The organism is Methylocystis sp. JR02 (genome assembly GCF_030063565.1).
Lineage (GTDB): Bacteria > Pseudomonadota > Alphaproteobacteria > Rhizobiales > Beijerinckiaceae > Methylocystis > Methylocystis iwaonis.
The window spans coordinates 2,950,316-2,967,667 of record NZ_JASIRC010000001.1; the positions used below are offsets into that span (position 1 = coordinate 2,950,316).

Annotated in this window: 17 protein-coding genes; 4 read left to right on the forward strand and 13 right to left on the reverse strand. The window is 62.7% G+C overall.

Annotated elements, in window-relative coordinates:
- Positions 1-91 precede the first annotated feature (91 nt).
- The 4 genes from QNA11_RS14125 to hemE form a co-directional block, all read right to left on the reverse strand.
- Entirely contained in the window at positions 92-1,045 is a 954-nt protein-coding gene (locus tag QNA11_RS14125; RefSeq protein ID WP_283483520.1) for an HNH endonuclease, read from the reverse strand.
- Between the two features lie 106 nt (positions 1,046-1,151).
- A complete protein-coding gene (gene rho / locus QNA11_RS14130; protein ID WP_202070901.1) occupies positions 1,152-2,417 on the reverse strand; it encodes a transcription termination factor Rho in 1,266 nt (421 codons plus the stop codon).
- Between the two features lie 154 nt (positions 2,418-2,571).
- Positions 2,572-2,991, reverse strand: coding sequence for a protoporphyrinogen oxidase HemJ (gene hemJ, locus QNA11_RS14135; protein WP_283483521.1), 420 nt, complete (start codon positions 2,989-2,991; stop codon positions 2,572-2,574).
- A 24-nt stretch (positions 2,992-3,015) separates the two neighbouring features.
- Complete coding sequence (gene hemE / locus QNA11_RS14140; protein WP_283483522.1) at positions 3,016-4,044, reverse strand: uroporphyrinogen decarboxylase; 1,029 nt, start codon at positions 4,042-4,044, stop codon at positions 3,016-3,018.
- 432 nt (positions 4,045-4,476) lie between these two features.
- On the opposite strand from hemE, the gene QNA11_RS14145 reads away from it, so the two are divergent.
- The 4 genes from QNA11_RS14145 to dnaQ are packed head-to-tail and all read left to right on the forward strand — an operon-like array spanning position 4,477 to position 6,583.
- Positions 4,477-5,103, forward strand: coding sequence for a Maf family protein (locus QNA11_RS14145; RefSeq protein ID WP_283483523.1), 627 nt, complete (start codon positions 4,477-4,479; stop codon positions 5,101-5,103).
- Positions 5,104-5,111: 8 nt separating this feature from the next.
- A complete protein-coding gene (gene coaE, locus QNA11_RS14150) occupies positions 5,112-5,699 on the forward strand; it encodes a dephospho-CoA kinase (protein ID WP_283483524.1) in 588 nt (195 codons plus the stop codon).
- Entirely contained in the window at positions 5,677-5,847 is a 171-nt protein-coding gene (locus QNA11_RS14155) for a hypothetical protein (RefSeq protein WP_283483525.1), read from the forward strand. Before coaE ends, QNA11_RS14155 begins: the two co-directional genes overlap by 23 nt.
- A 13-nt stretch (positions 5,848-5,860) precedes the next feature.
- Positions 5,861-6,583 (forward strand): DNA polymerase III subunit epsilon, encoded by a 723-nt coding sequence (gene dnaQ / locus QNA11_RS14160; protein ID WP_283483526.1) that lies wholly within the window; start codon positions 5,861-5,863, stop codon positions 6,581-6,583.
- A 181-nt stretch (positions 6,584-6,764) separates the two neighbouring features.
- On the opposite strand, the gene secB is transcribed toward dnaQ, so the two are convergent.
- From secB to QNA11_RS14205, 9 genes are all read right to left on the reverse strand, one after another.
- A complete protein-coding gene (secB, locus tag QNA11_RS14165; RefSeq protein ID WP_283483527.1) occupies positions 6,765-7,250 on the reverse strand; it encodes a protein-export chaperone SecB in 486 nt (161 codons plus the stop codon).
- Between the two features lie 108 nt (positions 7,251-7,358).
- Complete coding sequence (locus QNA11_RS14170; protein ID WP_281929835.1) at positions 7,359-8,240, reverse strand: 3-hydroxybutyryl-CoA dehydrogenase; 882 nt, start codon at positions 8,238-8,240, stop codon at positions 7,359-7,361.
- Between the two features lie 172 nt (positions 8,241-8,412).
- The gene (locus tag QNA11_RS14175) at positions 8,413-9,357 is read right to left on the reverse strand and encodes an electron transfer flavoprotein subunit alpha/FixB family protein (RefSeq protein WP_283483528.1); all 945 of its coding nucleotides are present in this window, start codon (positions 9,355-9,357) and stop codon (positions 8,413-8,415) included.
- 1 nt (position 9,358) lies between these two features.
- Positions 9,359-10,105 carry an electron transfer flavoprotein subunit beta/FixA family protein gene (locus tag QNA11_RS14180; RefSeq protein WP_202070910.1) on the reverse strand — a complete coding sequence of 249 codons (747 nt, stop codon included), beginning with the start codon at positions 10,103-10,105 and terminating at the stop codon, positions 9,359-9,361.
- Between the two features lie 120 nt (positions 10,106-10,225).
- Positions 10,226-11,071 carry a rhomboid family intramembrane serine protease gene (locus QNA11_RS14185; RefSeq protein WP_283483529.1) on the reverse strand — a complete coding sequence of 282 codons (846 nt, stop codon included), beginning with the start codon at positions 11,069-11,071 and terminating at the stop codon, positions 10,226-10,228.
- Between the two features lie 59 nt (positions 11,072-11,130).
- Complete coding sequence (locus QNA11_RS14190) at positions 11,131-12,558, reverse strand: lipopolysaccharide biosynthesis protein (RefSeq protein ID WP_283483530.1); 1,428 nt, start codon at positions 12,556-12,558, stop codon at positions 11,131-11,133.
- 169 nt (positions 12,559-12,727) lie between these two features.
- Positions 12,728-15,739: an isoleucine--tRNA ligase gene (gene ileS, locus QNA11_RS14195; protein WP_283483531.1), complete on the reverse strand. Its 3,012-nt coding sequence runs from the start codon at positions 15,737-15,739 to the stop codon at positions 12,728-12,730.
- A gap of 212 nt (positions 15,740-15,951) precedes the next feature.
- Entirely contained in the window at positions 15,952-16,374 is a 423-nt protein-coding gene (locus tag QNA11_RS14200; RefSeq protein WP_283483532.1) for a hypothetical protein, read from the reverse strand.
- Between the two features lie 294 nt (positions 16,375-16,668).
- The gene (locus tag QNA11_RS14205; RefSeq protein ID WP_202070915.1) at positions 16,669-17,328 is read right to left on the reverse strand and encodes an arylesterase; all 660 of its coding nucleotides are present in this window, start codon (positions 17,326-17,328) and stop codon (positions 16,669-16,671) included.
- Positions 17,329-17,352 lie beyond the last annotated feature (24 nt).

Sequence of the window (17,352 nt, forward strand, 5' to 3'; positions counted from 1 at the left end):
CCACTTTGCTGCGCCTCCGAGAAGATGCAAGCATTGGTGACAATCATACTCTACCCTCCCTTCAAACGCGGCACGCGGTGTTTTTATGACGCTAGCCTTTGAAAATTTCGCGTCTGTGCCAAGCTATAAACTGTGGGTGAGGGCGCAACTCCCCCCTCTGCGGCACCAGTAATCGGGTGTTCCCGCCAAGCAGTCTGTCGATAGAATCCGGCAACTTCTCTCGAGCCAACAACAAACTGTAGTCATCATCAATTGAAATCAGTCCTCTATCGAACATCCAATGAAACGTACCAGATAATGCGATGCCGTTCCGAACACTGTCTGGTCCCCGTTGCTCTACCGGCCGGATATGAGCTGCCTGCACTTCTGACCGGCCACTGCCATTGATGATTTTAATGCCCGACATCGCGCAGGTGTCGCCATATGCGTCCTTTACCGCAGCAGAAAACGCCCTGTCGCGGAATGGTCTCGAAACGAGTTGTTCGATGACCTTTCGGTCCTGCTCGAACGGTTCCTCCGCGAGCTGAAATTCCGTCCTGCCTTCCGCAAAGCCGAGTATCGGCTGCATCGGCGCTTCCGGAACATCCGGTAACGGGCGAATGCGCTCCTCAAGCCCGATTACGTGCCCAAAACCCGCTTGCCAGATTGCGTCGAATTCGGCGTCTGTTATGTTCCGAACAGCGCGCCCGAATGCGCCCTTGTTTGTCGAGCCGTCTGACTTTCGAAGTCTAGTTTCGTAGAAACTGCCACCTTCCCGAAATGCTACTGGCCGAACAAAGGGAAGGTAATTTGAGACCTCAGCGTAATAATGATCAGGCCTCAGATCATCCAGAATGACGCGTTCCAAGCGCGCTGTAGCGAAATAGACCTGCGCGCCGCCGCGGCTAGCGGGATCAGTGGTCAAACGGCGAGGCTCGTAATATACTACCCAGTCTCCGACAGCCTTACTTACTTGGTTCAAATATATTTTTGGGAAATGGTACCTGATCTCAGGCAAGTCGTCATAGGCCGACGAGCTTTTCGTGGTGAACACGGCCTTGGCCATAGCGCAAATTATTCCAACGCAGCAGAATCTATAACCTCAGGTGGTAACGAAAAAGGCGCGATTAGCAATATGCCAACCGCGCCTGGGTACTCGATCGATTTCCGTTTTACGTGTTCATCGAATCGAAGAAGGCCTGATTGCCCTTCGTCTCGCGTAGCTTGCCGAGCAGGAATTCGATGGCGTCGACCGTGCCCATCGGATTGAGGATGCGGCGCAGGACATACATCTTCTTGAGGATGTCCGTGGCGACCAGCAAATCCTCCTTGCGCGTGCCGGAACGCGTGATGTCGATCGCCGGGAAGACGCGCTTGTCGGAGACCTTGCGATCGAGAATGATCTCGCTGTTGCCGGTGCCCTTGAACTCTTCGAAGATGACTTCGTCCATGCGCGAGCCGGTGTCGATCAGCGCCGTCGCAATGATCGTCAGCGAGCCGCCTTCCTCGATGTTGCGCGCCGCGCCGAAGAAGCGCTTCGGCCGCTGCAGGGCGTTGGCGTCGACGCCGCCCGTCAGAACCTTGCCGGAGGAGGGCACCACCGTATTATAGGCGCGGCCCAGGCGCGTGATCGAGTCGAGCAGAATCACCACATCGCGACGATGTTCGACAAGACGCTTGGCCTTCTCGATCACCATTTCCGCGACTTGCACGTGGCGCACCGCCGGTTCGTCGAAGGTCGAGGAGACCACTTCGCCGCGCACGGAGCGCTGCATGTCGGTCACTTCCTCGGGACGCTCGTCGATGAGCAGCACGATCAGATAGCACTCGGGATGGTTGGTCGTGATCGACTGCGCGATATTTTGCAGCAACACGGTCTTACCGGTGCGCGGCGGCGCGACGACGAGGGCGCGCTGGCCTTTGCCGATCGGCGCCACGAGATCGATGACGCGCGCCGAGAGGTCCTTCTTCGTCGGATCCTCGATTTCGAGCTTCAGGCGCTCATCGGGATAGAGCGGCGTCAGATTGTCGAAGGGCACCTTGTGGCGCACCTTCTCCGGATCCTCGAAATTGATCGTATTGACCTTGAGAAGCGCGAAGTAACGTTCGCCTTCCTTGGGGCTACGAATCATGCCCTCGACGGTATCGCCGGTGCGCAGACCGAATTTGCGAATCTGCGACGGCGACACATAGATGTCGTCTGGACCGGCCAGATAATTGGCGTCGGGCGACCGCAGGAAGCCGAAGCCGTCCTGCAATACCTCGACAACGCCCTCGCCGACGATTTCGACGTCGCGGCTGGCAAATTGTTTGAGGATCGCGAAAAGCAATTCCTGCTTGCGAAGCAGGGAAGCATTTTCAACTTCATGCTCCTCAGCGAAAGCAAGAAGCTCGGCAGCGGATTTAGCTTTTAAATCCGAAAGTTTGATTTCCCGCATGTGGGCCTTCGAAGGAGACAAGCGTTCAGGAGAGCGGGCAAGATGCGGGAAGACTTTTCCCGAGCGCCGGAGGGAATCGGCGGTCGTCGATACGACTATCTGCCAGAGGTAAGGTCACCTACATAAATCTTTTTCAAATCGGACGCAAGAGCGTTCAAAACGGCTTTACGATCACCATGACGACGATCCCGAACATGAGCAGCGTCGGGAGCTCGTTGATTATCCTGAAATAGCGAGCGGGATGGGTGTTTGCGTCTCCCGCGAACCGACCCAATAAAACGCCGTCGTGGATATGCATTGCCGTCAGCAAGACGACGAGCGCTGCTTTCACGTGAAACCAGGGATGCTGAAACGCGCCGCTATCCACGGCCATGAACAGCCCCGTCAGCCAAGCGACGACCATCGCCGGCGTCATGATGACGCGGTAAAGCCTACGCTCCATAACCTTGAAGGTCTCGGACTGCCGACCGGGCGCCGCATCGGCGTGATAGACGAAAAGCCGCGGCAGATAGAGCAGGCCGGCCATCCAGGCGATGATGGCGATGACGTGCAAGGCCTTGACCCAAAGATACATCAACCCGCTCCAGCCCAGGTGAAATCAGCCCCGCCGCACCCGCGCCACGAGCCTCTCGACATTCTCGATTGGCGTCTGCGGCAAAATCCCGTGGCCGAGATTGAAAATATGCGGCCGGCCCTTGAAGGCGTCGAGAACCGAATCGACCTCCCGATCAAGCGCCCCGCCGCCGGCCAAAAGCGCCAGCGGATCGAGATTGCCCTGGAGGCAGACATTGGCGGCGGTTTCGGCCACGGCCCATTTCGGATCGAGCGCCGTATCGAGCCCATAGCCATCGGCATGGAGCTTTCTGGTGAGCGCAGGTAGCTGCGCATCGGCGCCGCGCACGAAAGCGATGACCGGCGTCTGCGGGCTCTTCTCCTTCAGCCTTGCGACCATGCGCGCGATCGGCCGCGCGCACCAGGCTTCGAATTCATTGGCGGGCAGAACGCCCGCCCAGGAGTCGAAGATCTGAACCGCTTCGACCCCGGCCGCGATCTGAGCGAGCAGATAATCGACGGAAGCGTCGACAAGCCGGTCGATGAGCTGCTGGAAGGCCTCAGGGTGGCGAAAGGCGAAAAGCCGCGCCGGCGCCTGATCCGGCGTGCCCTTGCCGGCGATCATATAGCTTGCGACCGTCCAGGGCGCGCCGCAAAAGCCGATGAAGGCGACGTCAGCGGGAAGCTCGGATTTCACACGGTCGATGGTCTCGAAAACCGGAGTAAGCTTCCCGATCTCGAAGGGGCCGAGCCTTGCCACGCCCTCCGGCGTCTCGATCGGATCGAGCCGCGGACCCTCGCCGCTTTCAAAAGAAACTGTCTGGCCCATGGCGTCCGGCACCACGAGAATATCGGAAAACAGGATCGCCGCGTCGAAATGGAAGCGGCGGATCGGCTGCAGCGTCACTTCGGCCGCCATGGCCGGCGTGTAGCAGAAGTCGAGGAAGCTTTTCGCCTTGGCGCGCAGCTCGCGATATTCGGGCAGATAGCGTCCCGCCTGACGCATCAGCCACAATGGCGGAATTTCATGCGCATTGCCGCGAAGGGCGGATATCAGGCGTTTTTCCTCTGACAATTGGTCATTCCCCGCTTCGCTCGGCTCCGGTGAACCCAGACCTAGCCCGAACGCGATAAAATTAAAAACCCTTTAAAAAAGGGATGATTTACTTTTTATTAACCAATGCGCCGCAGAGGTTAATTTTCGTTAACACTTTGCCCACAGCCTCCGCTGAAACTGGATAAGTTGGGGCAGCCAGAGCCGGACAGCGGGAATAGGGCGTATAACACGTTTTTACAGTTATTTACGTCTATCCTTCCTTGTGGAAAACAGGCGCATTGGCTGTTTATGAGTCATGAGTCGCGGATTCACGACGAATCCAGCGACAGGGAGAACCCTGTTGATGGATTGGGGCGGATATGCCCAGCAGTCGACAGGGTGGTCCTCGCGGCCGCATAATTGTCCCCGTTTTCCCTCCTTCCAGCCGTGCCTGTGGATCGAGCCCTTACCGTGAGCGACGTCGCTTCCTTTCCTTTCTGGCGCGTCTCCGCGCCGCTGATTCTCGCCTCCAAAAGCGCGGGCCGGCGGCAGGTGCTCGCCCAAGCGGGAATTCCCTTCGATTGTCGTCCCGTCGATCTCGATGAACGCGCGATCGAATCAGCGCTCGGCCCGGTTGGCGCCGATGCGATCGCTCAGGCGCTGGCGCGAGCGAAGGCGTCCGCCGTGTCAGTGGCTGAGCGCGGTCCCCTCGTGCTTGGCGCGGATCAGGTCGCGAGCTGTGAGGGCCGGATTTTCGGCAAGCCGGAGAATAGGGAGAAAGCGGCGGAGCTGTTGGGTTTCCTGTCCGGCCGCCGGCACCGTTTGCATTCGGCGATCGCTCTGTGCCGGGACGGCGCGGTTTGCTTCGAGACCGTCGTCCACGCCGATCTCGCCATGCGGGAGCTGAGCGCGGCGTTCATCGATGATTATCTCGACGCGATGGGCGCGGCCGCCTTTGCGAGCGCCGGGGCCTATCAGGTCGAAGGGCTCGGCGCGCATCTCTTCTCCGAGGTCTGCGGCGATCATTGGACCATCATGGGCATGCCGATCCTGCCGCTTCTCGACGCCTTGCGCCGTCTTGGCGCGCTCGCCGCGTGAGCCGGGCGATGCTGCGCGTCGGCCTGACCGGCTCCATCGGCATGGGGAAATCCACGACCGCCCAAATGTTCCGCGAGGCGGGCGTCCCCGTGCTCGATTCCGACCAGATCGTCCATGACCTCTATCGCGGCCCCGCCGTCGCGCCGATCGAGGCGGCCTTTCCGGGCGTGAGCGTCGATGGCGTTGTGGATCGTGGGAGGCTCGCGGCGCAGGTGCTTGCGGACCCGGAAGCATTGAAGCGGCTCGAGGCGATCGTCCATCCGCTGGTCTGGGCGGCGCGGGACGATTTTTTGAACGAGCAGGAGAAAAAGGGCGCGTCGATTGTCGTCTATGACGTGCCGCTCCTTTTCGAGACCGGAGCGGAAAAGAGCGTCGACGCGATTGTCGTCGTGTCTGCGCCGGAAGATGTGCAAAAGGCGCGTGTCCTGGCGCGGCCGGGCATGACGGAAGAGAAATTCGCGGCCATTCTCGCTAAACAGGTTCCGGACGCCGAAAAACGCGCCCGCGCCGATTTTGTCGTGCATACCGGGAAGGGGATCGAAGCGGCGCGGCGGGAAGTGCAGGGCATCCTCGATGAGCTCGAAAGAAGAAGGTGAGCGGCCGCCCTGCAAAAGCGGGTGGCGAAAGGCGGTCGACCTTCTCGCCGATCTTCTCGATGGCTTGGAGTTCGTCGGTTGGTTTTTGAAGCTTGCGTTCACCCTCATCCGCTGGATGTTCGGCCTTTTGTGGCGCCTTGTCGAATGAGAGATTAAGTCTGATGCGCGAGATTGTTTTCGATACGGAAACCACCGGCCTCGATCCGTCCAAAGGCGATCGCGTCGTCGAAATCGGCGCCGTCGAGATTTTGAATCTCATTCCCACCGGCCGCGTTTTCCACGTCTATATCGATCCTGAGCGCGACATGCCGGAGGAGGCGTTCCGCGTTCATGGGCTTTCGCGCGAGTTCCTCGCCCAGCATAAAAAATTCGCCGAGATCACGCGCGAGTTCATCGATTTTCTCGAAGACTCGCCGATGGTCGCCCATAACGCCGAATTCGACGTGCGCTTCATCAACGCCGAATTCGCGTTGCAGAAGCTGCCGCCGCTCGCGCCTGCGCGCATCGTCGATACGCTCGCCATGGCGCGCCGGCTGCATCCGGGAAGCCCGGCCTCGCTCGACGCGCTTTGCCAGCGCTACGGGGTCGATCTGTCACGCCGCGACAAGCATGGGGCGCTCCTTGACGCCGGGCTGTTGGCGGAAGTCTATGCGGAGCTGCGCGGCGGACGCCAGGCGGCGCTCTCGCTCGCGACGGTCGGCCGGACGCGCCGCGCGCAGACCGGCGACCTGCTGCGCGCCCGTCCCGAGCCCCTGCCGAGCCGTCTGACGGCGCAAGAGGAAGAAGCGCATCTCGCTTTCGTCGGCGGGCTCAAATCGGCGATCTGGGAAAAATATCTGCCCAAAAAACAAAAAGGCGGAGAGCAATCGCCCTCCGCCGCGTGAATCGTTTCATCCCGCTTGATGGGTTCAGCGTCACCAGACGCTCGCAAAGCGAGCGATCGGGAATCCAGAATAGAACTGGCGCTCTTGCGGCTCTGGATTCCCGGTCGGGCTTTCAGCCCGCCGGGAATGACAAATTCGAATGCGAGCTGCTCAACCGTAAACGGTGTGAATTGGAACAACCTCAGGCGTTCGCGACCGGCGGCTGAGCGGCGGCTTCGGCGGCCTTCTGCTGATAAAGCGCGACGAAATCGATCGGGTCGACGTAGAGCGGCGGGAAGCCGCCGTCGCGCGTGGCGTCAGCTACGATCTGGCGGACGAAGGGAAACAGCAGGCGCGGGCATTCGATCATCACGATGGGATGAATCTGCTCCTGCGGAATGTTGATGAGGCGGAAGACGCCGCCATATTCGAGGTCGAGCTTGAACAGCAGGCCCGCGCCCTCGCCGGCCTTGGCGTCGAGGGTGAGCGTCACCTCGAAGTCGGCTGTGGCCAACTGCTTGGCGTTGACATTGACCTGAATGGAAATATTCGGCGCCTGCTCTTGCGGTCCGAGCGAATTCGGGGCGTTGGGGTTTTCGAAGGAAAAGTCCTTCAGATATTGCACAAGCGCATTGAGAGCCGGAGCGCCGCCCTGCGCGCCGCCGCCGTTTCCATTCGTATCGGTCATTCGAGAATCTCCAGCCGTGCCGCCGGATGGCGGAAAGTGGGGCCCGCCTAACACGTCTCCCCATGCGGAACAAGGCAGGGAGGCGCCTCTTCGGAGGGCGGTGAGACGTCAGCGCGTCGGCGTCGGCGTGCCGCTGCGATAATCGTAGAAACCGCGCTGCGTCTTTTTGCCGAGCCAGCCCGCCTCGACATATTTCACGAGCAGCGGGCAGGGGCGATATTTGGTGTCGGCGAGGCCTTCGTGGAGCACCTGCATCACCGAAAGGCAGGTATCCAGGCCGATGAAATCGGCGAGCTGCAGCGGGCCCATGGGATGATTGGCGCCAAGGCGCATGGCTGTGTCGATCGCTTCGACTGAGCCGACGCCCTCATAGAGCGTGTAGATGGCCTCGTTGATCATCGGCAGCAGAATACGATTGACGATGAAGGCCGGGAAATCCTCGGCGACCGTCACCGTCTTGCCGAGCTTGGCGCAGAAGCCTTTCGCCGCTTCGAAGGTCACGTCGTCGGTCGCAATGCCACGGATCAGCTCGACAAGCTGCATGCGCGGCACCGGATTCATGAAGTGAATGCCGATGAAGCGTTCCGGCCGGCCGGTGATGGACGCAAGGCGCGTGATGGAAATCGACGAAGTGTTGGACGCGATGATGCCGTCCGGCTTCACGACCGTCGCGACGTCGGAGAGAATCTTGCGCTTGACCTCTTCATTCTCGGTCGCGGCCTCGATCACGATGTCGCAGTCGCCGAAATCTTGCAGCGTCGGCGCGGCCGAGACATGCGGCAGCGCCCTGTCGACGGCCTCGGCGGTGAGGAAGCCGCGTTCGACAGACTTCGTCATCTGCACGCCGACATCCTTGATCCCGGCCTCGACGCGTTCCGGCGTGATGTCGTTGAGCGCGACGTCCAATCCCGCAAGCGCGCAGACATGCGCGATGCCTTTGCCCATTTGCCCCGCGCCGATGACGCCGACTTTGCGAATTTCGAAGCTCATAGTTCGAACACCATTCCGAGAGGACCGCCGTCATAGGGCGGGACGGCTGCGATGCAAATGCGGCCAACATTGCAGTGCAATATAACGCGCGAATGGATCGAAAGAAAACCGGCAAGCTTCAAAATGTCAGGATCTCGCTCCCCGCCGCCACAAGGGGCGGGGAGCGTTATTCTTACTTGCCGAGCTTGGCGAGTTCCGCGTCGAGCTCGGGAATCGCCTGGAAGAGATCGGCGACGAGGCCATAGTCCGCGACCTGGAAGATCGGCGCCTCTTCGTCCTTGTTGATGGCGACGATGATCTTCGAGTCCTTCATGCCGGCGAGATGCTGGATCGCGCCGGAAATGCCGACGGCGACATAGAGCTCGGGCGCGACGGCCTTGCCGGTCTGGCCGACCTGCAAATCGTTCGGCGCATAGCCGGCGTCGACCGCGGCGCGCGAGGCGCCGATCGCCGCGTTGAGCTTGGTCGCGACCGGGTCCAGCACCTTCTGGAAATTCTCCGCGGAGCCGAGCGCGCGCCCGCCGGAGATGATGATGCGGGCCGAGGTCAGCTCGGGACGCTCGGACTTGGCCAGTTCCTCGCTCTTGAAGGAGGAAACGCCCGGATTGGCGCCGCCGCCGATGGTCTCGACCGGGGCCGAGCCGCCCTCGGGCGCGGCGGCGAAGGCCGTCGTGCGGACGGTGATGACCTTCTTGACGTCCTTGGCGCGGACCGTCTGCACGGCGTTGCCGGCGTAGATCGGGCGCTCGAAAGTGTCGGGCGAGACGACCTTGATGATGTCCGAAACCTGGGCGACGTCGAGCAGCGCCGCGACGCGCGGCAGGACGTTCTTGGTCGCGCTGGTCGAGGGCGCGATGATCACGTCATAGCTCGGCGCCAGCGACAGGATGAGGGCCGCGACCGGCTCGGCGAGCACATGGTCGAGCGCGGCGTCTTCCGCATAAAGCACTTTCTCGACGCCGGCGAGCTTGGCGGCTTGGTTGGCGGCGCCTTGCAGGCCCGGGCCGACGACGAGGATGTGAATCGGGCCGCCGATCTCTTTCGCGGCGGTGAGCGCCTTGGCGGTCGCGGGCGCAAGCGCGCCATTGGCGGTTTCAGCAAGAAGCAGAATGGCCATATCAGAGAACTCCCGCTTCTTTCAGCTTGGAGACGAGTTCGGCGACCGAGCCGACCTTGATGCCGGCGGCGCGCGTCGCGGGCGCGGCGGTCTTCAGCACCTCGAGGCGCGGCGCAATGTCGACGCCATAGTCGGACGGCGCCTTCACGGCGACCTCCTTCTTCTTCGCCTTGATGATGTTGGGGAGCGAGGCGTAGCGCGGCTCGTTGAGGCGCAGGTCGGTGGTGACGACCGCCGGAAGCTTCAGGCTCACCGTCTGCAGGCCGCCGTCGATTTCGCGCGTCACGTCGACCGAGCCGTCGGTCAGATCGACCTTGGAGGCGAAAGTGCCCTGGCCCCAGCCGAGCAGAGCGGCGAGCATCTGGCCCGTCTGGTTGCTATCGTCGTCGATCGCCTGCTTGCCGAGGATGATCAGGCCCGGCTGCTCCTCGGCCGCAATCTTGGCGAGGATCTTGGCGACGGCGAGCGGCTCGACCGTCTCGTCGGTCTTGACCAGAATGCCGCGGTCGGCGCCCATGGCGAGGCCGGTGCGCAGCGTCTCGTCCGCCTTGGCCGGACCGATGGAGACGACGACGACTTCCGTCGCCTTGCCGGCTTCCTTCAGGCGCAGCGCCTCTTCGACGGCGATTTCGTCGAAGGGGTTCATCGACATTTTCACATTGGCGAGATCGACGCCTGAACCGTCTGGCTTGACCCGGATTTTAACATTGTAGTCGACGACCCGTTTGACGGGCACGAGAATTTTCATCGCGCGACCTCTGGAGATGAAGAGCGGACGCGGCGCGTCCCGCTAAAAACTGTGGCGGTCTGGTAACGGGGGCGCGCGCGCAAGTCAAACGGGGAGGTCAAGCCTCTTTTTCAAGCCCCCTCAGTTTTCGGAAGGGGTTTCTTCTGGCGGCAGGGCCTGAGGCGCAGACGACGTCGTGCTCGGGCGAGGCAATCCCCGATCGAAAAGTCTATGGCTGCGCCGCTTGAAAAATGGCGTCAGCACGAGCCCCGCCGCGATGCCGCCGACATGCGCCATCCAGGCGACATGGCTTTCGCCGCCGCCCCAGCTCGCGTTCAAAAGCTGGAGCAGAATCCAGGCTCCAATGAAAATGAAGCCCGAAGCGTGGAAGGAGAACAGCGGCGGCTTCAATCCGAAAAGCGGCCGCAGCGGCGAGCGGGATTTCTCCGCAAGCGTGATGAGCCAGAAGGGAAACATCACGAATGTGAGCGGCGGGAAAAAGCCGGTGACCGTAGTGCGCGGATAGAGCAGCAGAAAGGCTGCGCACACGCCCGATATGGCGCCCGAGGCGCCGACGAGCGGCACGATGGACTGGGGCGTCGCATAGACATAGAAGGCGCCCGCCACCACGCCGCAGCAGAGATAAAACAGCAGATAATGCAGCGAGCCCATGGCGTCTTCGACATTGTCGCCGAAGACATAGAGGAAGAGCATGTTGCTCGCGATATGCAGCAGCGACGAGTGGAAGAACAGCGAGGTGACGAGCGTCGCCGGCGCCGGCGGGCCGACGATCCAATCGGCAAGATCGGCCTCGCCGAACAGCACGCGCGGGATGATGGCGAAACCGCGCATGATGGTTAAGGGATCGCCGAAGAACTCGCTGTAGACGACCACGAAAACCAGAATATTGAGGACGATGAGCGCGTGATTAACGATCGGCCGCTTGAGATGGCGCAGGGGCGCGTCGTCGTAGAGCGGCATGACCATCGCAAAAACCTCATGGGCTGGAGCACGATAACCCTAACATAAGCGCGCCTGCGCTTCTGTCACGCCCGCTGGAGGCGGGGCCGCAGCCAGGCGATCGCCTGCGTGCGCAGGCCGGCGATGTCGAAGGCCGCGACCATCACGCCGTAGATGGCGCCGCCCGAGAAAATCTGCAGCAGCAGCGTCGCAAATCCCGGCGCCATGCTGCGCAGCGGGAGCAGCGCAATGAACATGACGCCAGTGGCGACGATCGCCGCGAGAAGATCCCAAAAGGATGGCCAGACGGGCTGCGCCCTCAGGGCAAAGAAAATCGTCGTGGCCAGCGCCGCCAAATAGCCGCCGGCCTGGGCGACGGCGAGGTTGGAGGCGTCTGACCCCCAGGGTAGAGCGAAAAGCAAGGTCAGCGAGACCACGGCTGCGGCCAGCGCCGCCGCGATCAGCGGCCCGGTGCGCTTGCTGATCTGGAAAACGGGGTTCAGGCCGAAGTTGATGATGCCCATGGCGAAAAGCCCCGGCATCAGCAGCCCGAGATAATGGCCGAAGGGGCCGCGGAACTGCGCGGGCACGATCAGCGCTTCGACCGAGGGCAGAACGAGCCACAGCCCGGCGCAGGCCGGCAGCAGGAAAGCGAAGACGACGCTCATATTGTGCGCGACTTGAACGCGGGCGCGGTCTTCGCCATGCTCCTCATGCGCCGCGACGGCGATCTGAAACAAGAGCACGTCGAACGCCGAGCCGAAGGCCGTGATGGCGCGCATGCCGAGGTCATAGGCAAGGGAGAACTGGCCTGTCTCGGCGAAGTCGTAGACGCTTGCGACGATCGAACGCGCTGCCAGCGGCATCGACGTGTACAGGAGATGGGCCGCGACGATGGGCGCGCTATAGGCGATGAGAAGTTTGGCGGTCTTCGGTTGGGCGCCCAGGCAGCGCGCGTCTGGATCACGCAGCGCGGCGCGCGTGAGAAACACCGAGCCCAGGAGGCTTGCGACGCCGCCCGCGAGCGCCACGCCGGCCGAGTGGAAAATGAAGGCGCCGCCGCCGAGCAGGATAAAGGCGAGAATGTTCTTGACGAGGACGAGTCTTCCATAAGCGCCGTCCTCGAAACGCGCGCGGGCGAGGGCGGTCGAATAGTCGAACAGGCCGTTGGCGGTCGCGGTGAGGAGCGCAAGCAGGATCAGCTCGCTGTCGAAGTCGAGCTCGGGGCCGATGAGCGAATAGAGCAAGGTGCTCGACGCCAGAAAGACGCTGACGGCGACGAAGGATGTCCCGAGCGTCGAACGGATGACGGGTTCGTTCTCGCGCGTGCGCTGGGAATAGAAGCGCGTCGCCGAGAGCCGCAGCCAGTCGTAAAGCGCCGTCTGCACGACGACCGCGATGGAGAAAGCGAGCGCGAAGCGGCCATATTCCTCGGGGCCGAGGAATTTCGCGACCATTAGGCCGATGATGAAATTGGTGACGGTGTTGGCGAGAAAGGCGAGGAGGACTTTCAAAGGCCCCCTCCCCAGCCCTCCCCCGCTGACGCGGGAGAGGGGGTAACGCCGCGGCCTTCATCGGGATCCGCGATTTTTGCCGCGCGACGGGCCTCGCTCCCTCTCCCGCGAAGCGGGGGAGGGTTGGGGAGGGGGCAGAGCCGCGTCACGCCTTCTTTCATTCGAACCGCTACGCGCTCCAGCGCCCAAGCGCCTTCAGCTCTTTGAGCGCCTGCGCGTCGCGGGGCGTGACGTCGGGATAGTCCGGGTCCGCGGTAGCGGGGTCGAAATATTTCCACGAGCGGGCGCATTTAACGCCGCTGGCGCGGCTCGGAACGACCGCGACGCCCTTCACCTCAGGGAGGCGGAAGGCGTCGGCAGGGCCCTCGCCCGTCTCGATTACGATGTCGGAGACGATGCACACTTCCGCGAAATCGACTCCGTCCAGCGCAGCGCGCAAATGGCCGTCCGCGACATAGACGATCGGCGCCGCCTCCAAGGAGGAGCCGATGCGCTTTTGCGCGCGTTCGATTTCCAGCGCGCCGGTCACCACCGCGCGGATGGCGCGCACGCCCTCCCATTTCTTGGCGAGCGCCTCGTCGCGCCAATGCGACGGAATATCCGGGAAGCTTTCGACATGCACCGAGACGGCGTCCGCATAGCGCGCGAGCCAGGCTTCCTCCGCCGTGAAGACGAGGATCGGCGCGAGCCAGGTCGTCACGCAGCGGAAGATGCGCTCGATGACGGCGAGCGACGCCTTGCGCTTCACGCTCGACGGCGGCTCGCAATAGAGCGCATCCTTGCGGATGTCGAAATAGAAGGCCGAGAGATCGCTCGTCATGAAGGGCGTGAGCAAAGCCACGACCCGCTTATAGTCATAGGCTGCATAGGCGACGCGGATTTGCGCATCCATCTCGACGAGACGATGCAGCATAAGGCGCTCGAGTTCGCTTGCATGTTCGAGCGCTGCGTCGTCGTCCGCGCCATAATGCGCGAGCGCGCCGATCATCCAGCGCAGCGTGTTGCGCAATTTGCGATAGAGATCGACGAAGGTCTTGAGAATCTCGGGGCCGACGCGCAGATCATCGGCGTAATCGGAGGCCGCCACCCACAGACGCAGAATATCGGCGCCCGAATCCGAGATCACCTTCTGCGGCGCGACGACATTGCCGAGCGACTTCGACATTTTGCGTCCCTTCTCGTCGAGCACGAAGCCATGCGTCAGCACGGCGTCGTAGGGCGCGCGGCCGCGCGTGCCGCAGCTTTCGAGGAGAGAAGAGTGGAACCAGCCGCGATGCTGGTCCGAGCCTTCGAGATACATCACCTCGTCGTCGCCGCCGTCGCGCTTTCTGTGGAGGCCGGCAAGCGCGGGGAAGCTCTTCGGATCGTCGAGCACGAAGGCGTGCGTCGAGCCCGAATCGAACCAGACGTCGAGAACGTCGGCGATCTTTTCATAGTCGTTCGGATCATAGTCGGGCCCGAGAAAGCGCTCGGCGGCGCGCGTCTCGTACCAGGCGTCCGCGCCTTCCTTCTCGAACGCTTCGACGATGCGGGCGTTCACGCGCGGATCGACGAGGATCTCATGCGTGCCCTTCTTCACGAAGACGGCGATCGGCACGCCCCAGGCGCGCTGGCGCGAGACGACCCAATCGGGACGATTGGCGATCATGCCGCGGATACGGTTCTCGCCGGCGGCCGGGGTCCATTGGGTGCGGGAGATTTCTTCCAGAGCGATCTCGCGCAGCGTCGGCGCATTGGACCGCGCGCCCTCAGGCGCGCCCCCATGCGCGCCTGAAGGCGCGCGGTCCATGGGTTTATCCATCGCGATGAACCATTGCGGCGTGTTGCGGAAGATGACCGGCTTCTTCGAGCGCCACGAATGCGGATACTGATGCTTCAGGCGCCCGCGCGCGATGAGATTGCCGGCTTTCACCAGCTCGGCCATCACGGCCTCATTGGCGTCGCCCTTCTCGCCCTTTTCGGTGAGCACGCGCTTGCCGCCAAAGCCGGGCGCTTCCGTGGTGTAGAAGCCGTCTTCGTCGACCGTATAGGGGATGCGGTTGTCGATGCCCGACTCGGCCAGGCGCCGGCCGTTCGCCATCCAGATGTCGAAGTCCTCGCGGCCGTGACCCGGCGCGGTATGCACGAAGCCCGTGCCGGTGTCGTCGGTGACATGATCGCCATCGAAGAGCGGCACGTCGAAGGCATAGCCCAGATGCGCGAGCGGATGGGCGCAGACGAGTTCCGAGAGCGTGGAGGCTGGCACATCGCGCAGGCGCTCGAAGCCGTCGACCTTGGCGGCCTTGAAGACGTCTCCAGCCAGCTTGTCGGCGAGAATGAATTTGGCGCCCGGGAAGGCCCAATTGTTCTCTGGCGCCTCGGTCACGCGATAGAGACCATAGGCGATTTTCGAGGAAAAGGAGATCGCGCGATTGCCTGGCAGCGTCCAGGGCGTCGTGGTCCAGATCACCACGCGCGCGTCGGCGAGGTCCTCATCCGCGCCGCGCGGGATCGGAAACGCCACCCACACCGTATCGCTGGTGTGGTCCTCATATTCGACTTCCGCTTCCGCCAGCGCCGTCTTCTCGACGACTGACCACATCACCGGCTTGGAGCCGCGATAGAGCAAGCCGTTCTCGGCGAATTTCATGATCTCGCGGGCGATGATCGCCTCGGCCGGATAGGCCATGGTGGCGTAGGGGTGGTCCCATTCGCCGGCGACGCCCAGCCGCTTGAACTCCTCGCGCTGGACCCTGAGCCAGTTCTCGGCATAGGCCCGGCACTCGCGCCGAAACGCGATCATCTCGTCTGGCTGCGCGAAATCGGGCTTCTTCTTGCCCTTGGCGCGGTAGTTTTCTTCCTCGATCTTCCATTCGATCGGCAGACCATGGCAGTCCCAGCCCGGCACATAGACGCAGTCCTTGCCGGTCATCCGCTGGCTGCGCGTGACGATGTCCTTGAGGATCTTGTTCAGCGCATGGCCGATATGGATGTTGCCATTGGCGTAGGGCGGGCCGTCGTGGAGGGTGAATTTCGGCCGGCCCTTGGCCGCCTCGCGCATCTTCGCGTTGAGGCCGATCTCCGCCCAGCGCTTCAGGAACTCGGGCTCCCGCTGCGGCAGGCCGGCGCGCATCGGAAAATCCGTGACCGGCAGATAGAGGCTCTTGGAATAGTCGGGCCCTTTGGGCGTGTCGTCGTTCATGGGGTCTCGAAACCGGGGTCGGGCGGCGCCGGGACGGCCGGCAAGGTCCGCGTCACATAATGGATTTGGAAAGGAAGCGCCAATCGCGCCAAAAACCCGGAACCCGCGCGAGCGCAGCTCAAGCGCGGACCGGGCCGGTAATTCGTATGCGCCGCAAAATCGCCATGCCTCTTTTTAGCAAGGGGCGCGGGGGTCGGAAAGCCTCAAAAAATCTAGCGCAGCCGGCGGAAGGGTCCAAGGCCCAAAGCATTCGCCACCCAGGCGCCCGCGCCGAGCAAAGCGACAGCGGGGACGAGGATGAGCAGGAGCCCGGAGAGGAAGAACAGGCAGAGGCCGACGAAGAGCAGCAGGCCAAGACCGACCAGCATGCTCTGGAACGGGCCGAGCTTGACGAACTTGATCTCGCTCTGGCCCGAGGAAATCCAGACGCGCGAGGTCGGAAAGCCGTCGTCCTCCGCCTCGGCGCGCGATTTTTGACCCGGCGGGATGATTTCTATGTCGCCTCTGCGTTCGTCGCTCATCTTCATTACCCCTCGGATGCGAAGATAGGGACTGGCGAACCCCGCCGCAATGCGGCGCGTCTCAACGCAGGGGTCCGAATTCGGGTTGACGAGCAGACGTGTTTCCTCCGTCATGGCCGCGCTTGTCGCGGCTATCCACGCCGCGCCGACGCGGAATGCTGAGAACATGAGCGGGAATAATGCCGCTTCTTCTCCCCGCGTGTCGCAATGTCCTGGCGTGGATGCCCGCGACAAGCGCGGGCATGACGCGGCTGCGTAGGTTCGTTGACCTGGATTCGGAACCCTGTTTCTCGACGCCGCCGCCCGCCCGCCGTCATTGCGCGCGAAGCGAAGCAATCCGGGGCGTCATTGTGGCTCTGGATTGCTTCGTCGCTTTCGCTCCTCGCAATGACGGCGCTCTACCGGTCGTCACCGCCAAGCGTGGTAGCGCCGGCGCTCGGGCGCCCGCAGCGTCCGCTCGACCATGGGCGCCATGCGCGCCGCGATGTAATCCGAGCCCAGCACATTAGGATGCTTGTTGTCGTCCTGGATAAGCGCGGGGTTGTTGTAGACGCCGTCGAGGAAGAAGGGATAGAGCGCCACTTTGTGCTGGGCGGCGAGCGTCGGATAGACCCAATCGAAGCGTAGCTTATAGGCGAGGTCGCGGCGGCGCGGGTACGAGAGCATGCCGGCGAGGATGACCCGCGAGCCGCGCGCCTTGCTGTAGCGGACGATGGCGTCGAGATTCCGATAGACGACGGCAGGGTCTTCTTGCTGCAGCATGTCATTGCCGCCGAGCTCGACGATGACGGCGTCGGCGCCATAGGCGAAGGCTTTGGGCAGCCGCTCGAGCGCGTCGCCGGTGGTGTCGCCCATCTCGGAAGCGTCGAGAACTGCGACATTTCTATCGCGCATGTGGAGCCGCCGGTTGAGCGCCCAGGGGAAAGCGGTCCCCTCCGGCAGATTATAGCCGGCGCTCAAACTGTCGCCGATGATGAGCACCCGCTTGGGCTGCGCCTGCGCGCTCGGGGGGAGGCCGGCAAGCGCGGCGAGAGAAAGGAAAGCCGCAAAAAGACGCGCGCCGCTCATGTCTGATCCTCCTGGCCGAAAGCG

Excerpts from the sequence above, each read along its gene's own strand:
- QNA11_RS14125 (WP_283483520.1), bottom strand. The coding sequence starts at position 1,045 with ATGGCCAAGGCCGTGTTCACCACGAAAAGCTCGTCGGCCTATGACGAC.
- rho (WP_202070901.1), bottom strand. The coding sequence starts at position 2,417 with ATGCGGGAAATCAAACTTTCGGATTTAAAAGCTAAATCCGCTGCCGAG.
- hemJ (WP_283483521.1), bottom strand. The coding sequence starts at position 2,991 with ATGTATCTTTGGGTCAAGGCCTTGCACGTCATCGCCATCATCGCCTGG.
- coaE (WP_283483524.1), top strand. The coding sequence starts at position 5,112 with ATGCTGCGCGTCGGCCTGACCGGCTCCATCGGCATGGGGAAATCCACG.
- QNA11_RS14155 (WP_283483525.1), top strand. The coding sequence starts at position 5,677 with ATGAGCTCGAAAGAAGAAGGTGAGCGGCCGCCCTGCAAAAGCGGGTGG.
- dnaQ (WP_283483526.1), top strand. The coding sequence starts at position 5,861 with ATGCGCGAGATTGTTTTCGATACGGAAACCACCGGCCTCGATCCGTCC.
- secB (WP_283483527.1), bottom strand. The coding sequence starts at position 7,250 with ATGACCGATACGAATGGAAACGGCGGCGGCGCGCAGGGCGGCGCTCCG.
- QNA11_RS14170 (WP_281929835.1), bottom strand. The coding sequence starts at position 8,240 with ATGAGCTTCGAAATTCGCAAAGTCGGCGTCATCGGCGCGGGGCAAATG.
- QNA11_RS14175 (WP_283483528.1), bottom strand. The coding sequence starts at position 9,357 with ATGGCCATTCTGCTTCTTGCTGAAACCGCCAATGGCGCGCTTGCGCCC.
- QNA11_RS14180 (WP_202070910.1), bottom strand. The coding sequence starts at position 10,105 with ATGAAAATTCTCGTGCCCGTCAAACGGGTCGTCGACTACAATGTTAAA.
- QNA11_RS14185 (WP_283483529.1), bottom strand. The coding sequence starts at position 11,071 with ATGGTCATGCCGCTCTACGACGACGCGCCCCTGCGCCATCTCAAGCGG.
- ileS (WP_283483531.1), bottom strand. The coding sequence starts at position 15,739 with ATGAACGACGACACGCCCAAAGGGCCCGACTATTCCAAGAGCCTCTAT.
- QNA11_RS14200 (WP_283483532.1), bottom strand. The coding sequence starts at position 16,374 with ATGACGGAGGAAACACGTCTGCTCGTCAACCCGAATTCGGACCCCTGC.
- QNA11_RS14205 (WP_202070915.1), bottom strand. The coding sequence starts at position 17,328 with ATGAGCGGCGCGCGTCTTTTTGCGGCTTTCCTTTCTCTCGCCGCGCTT.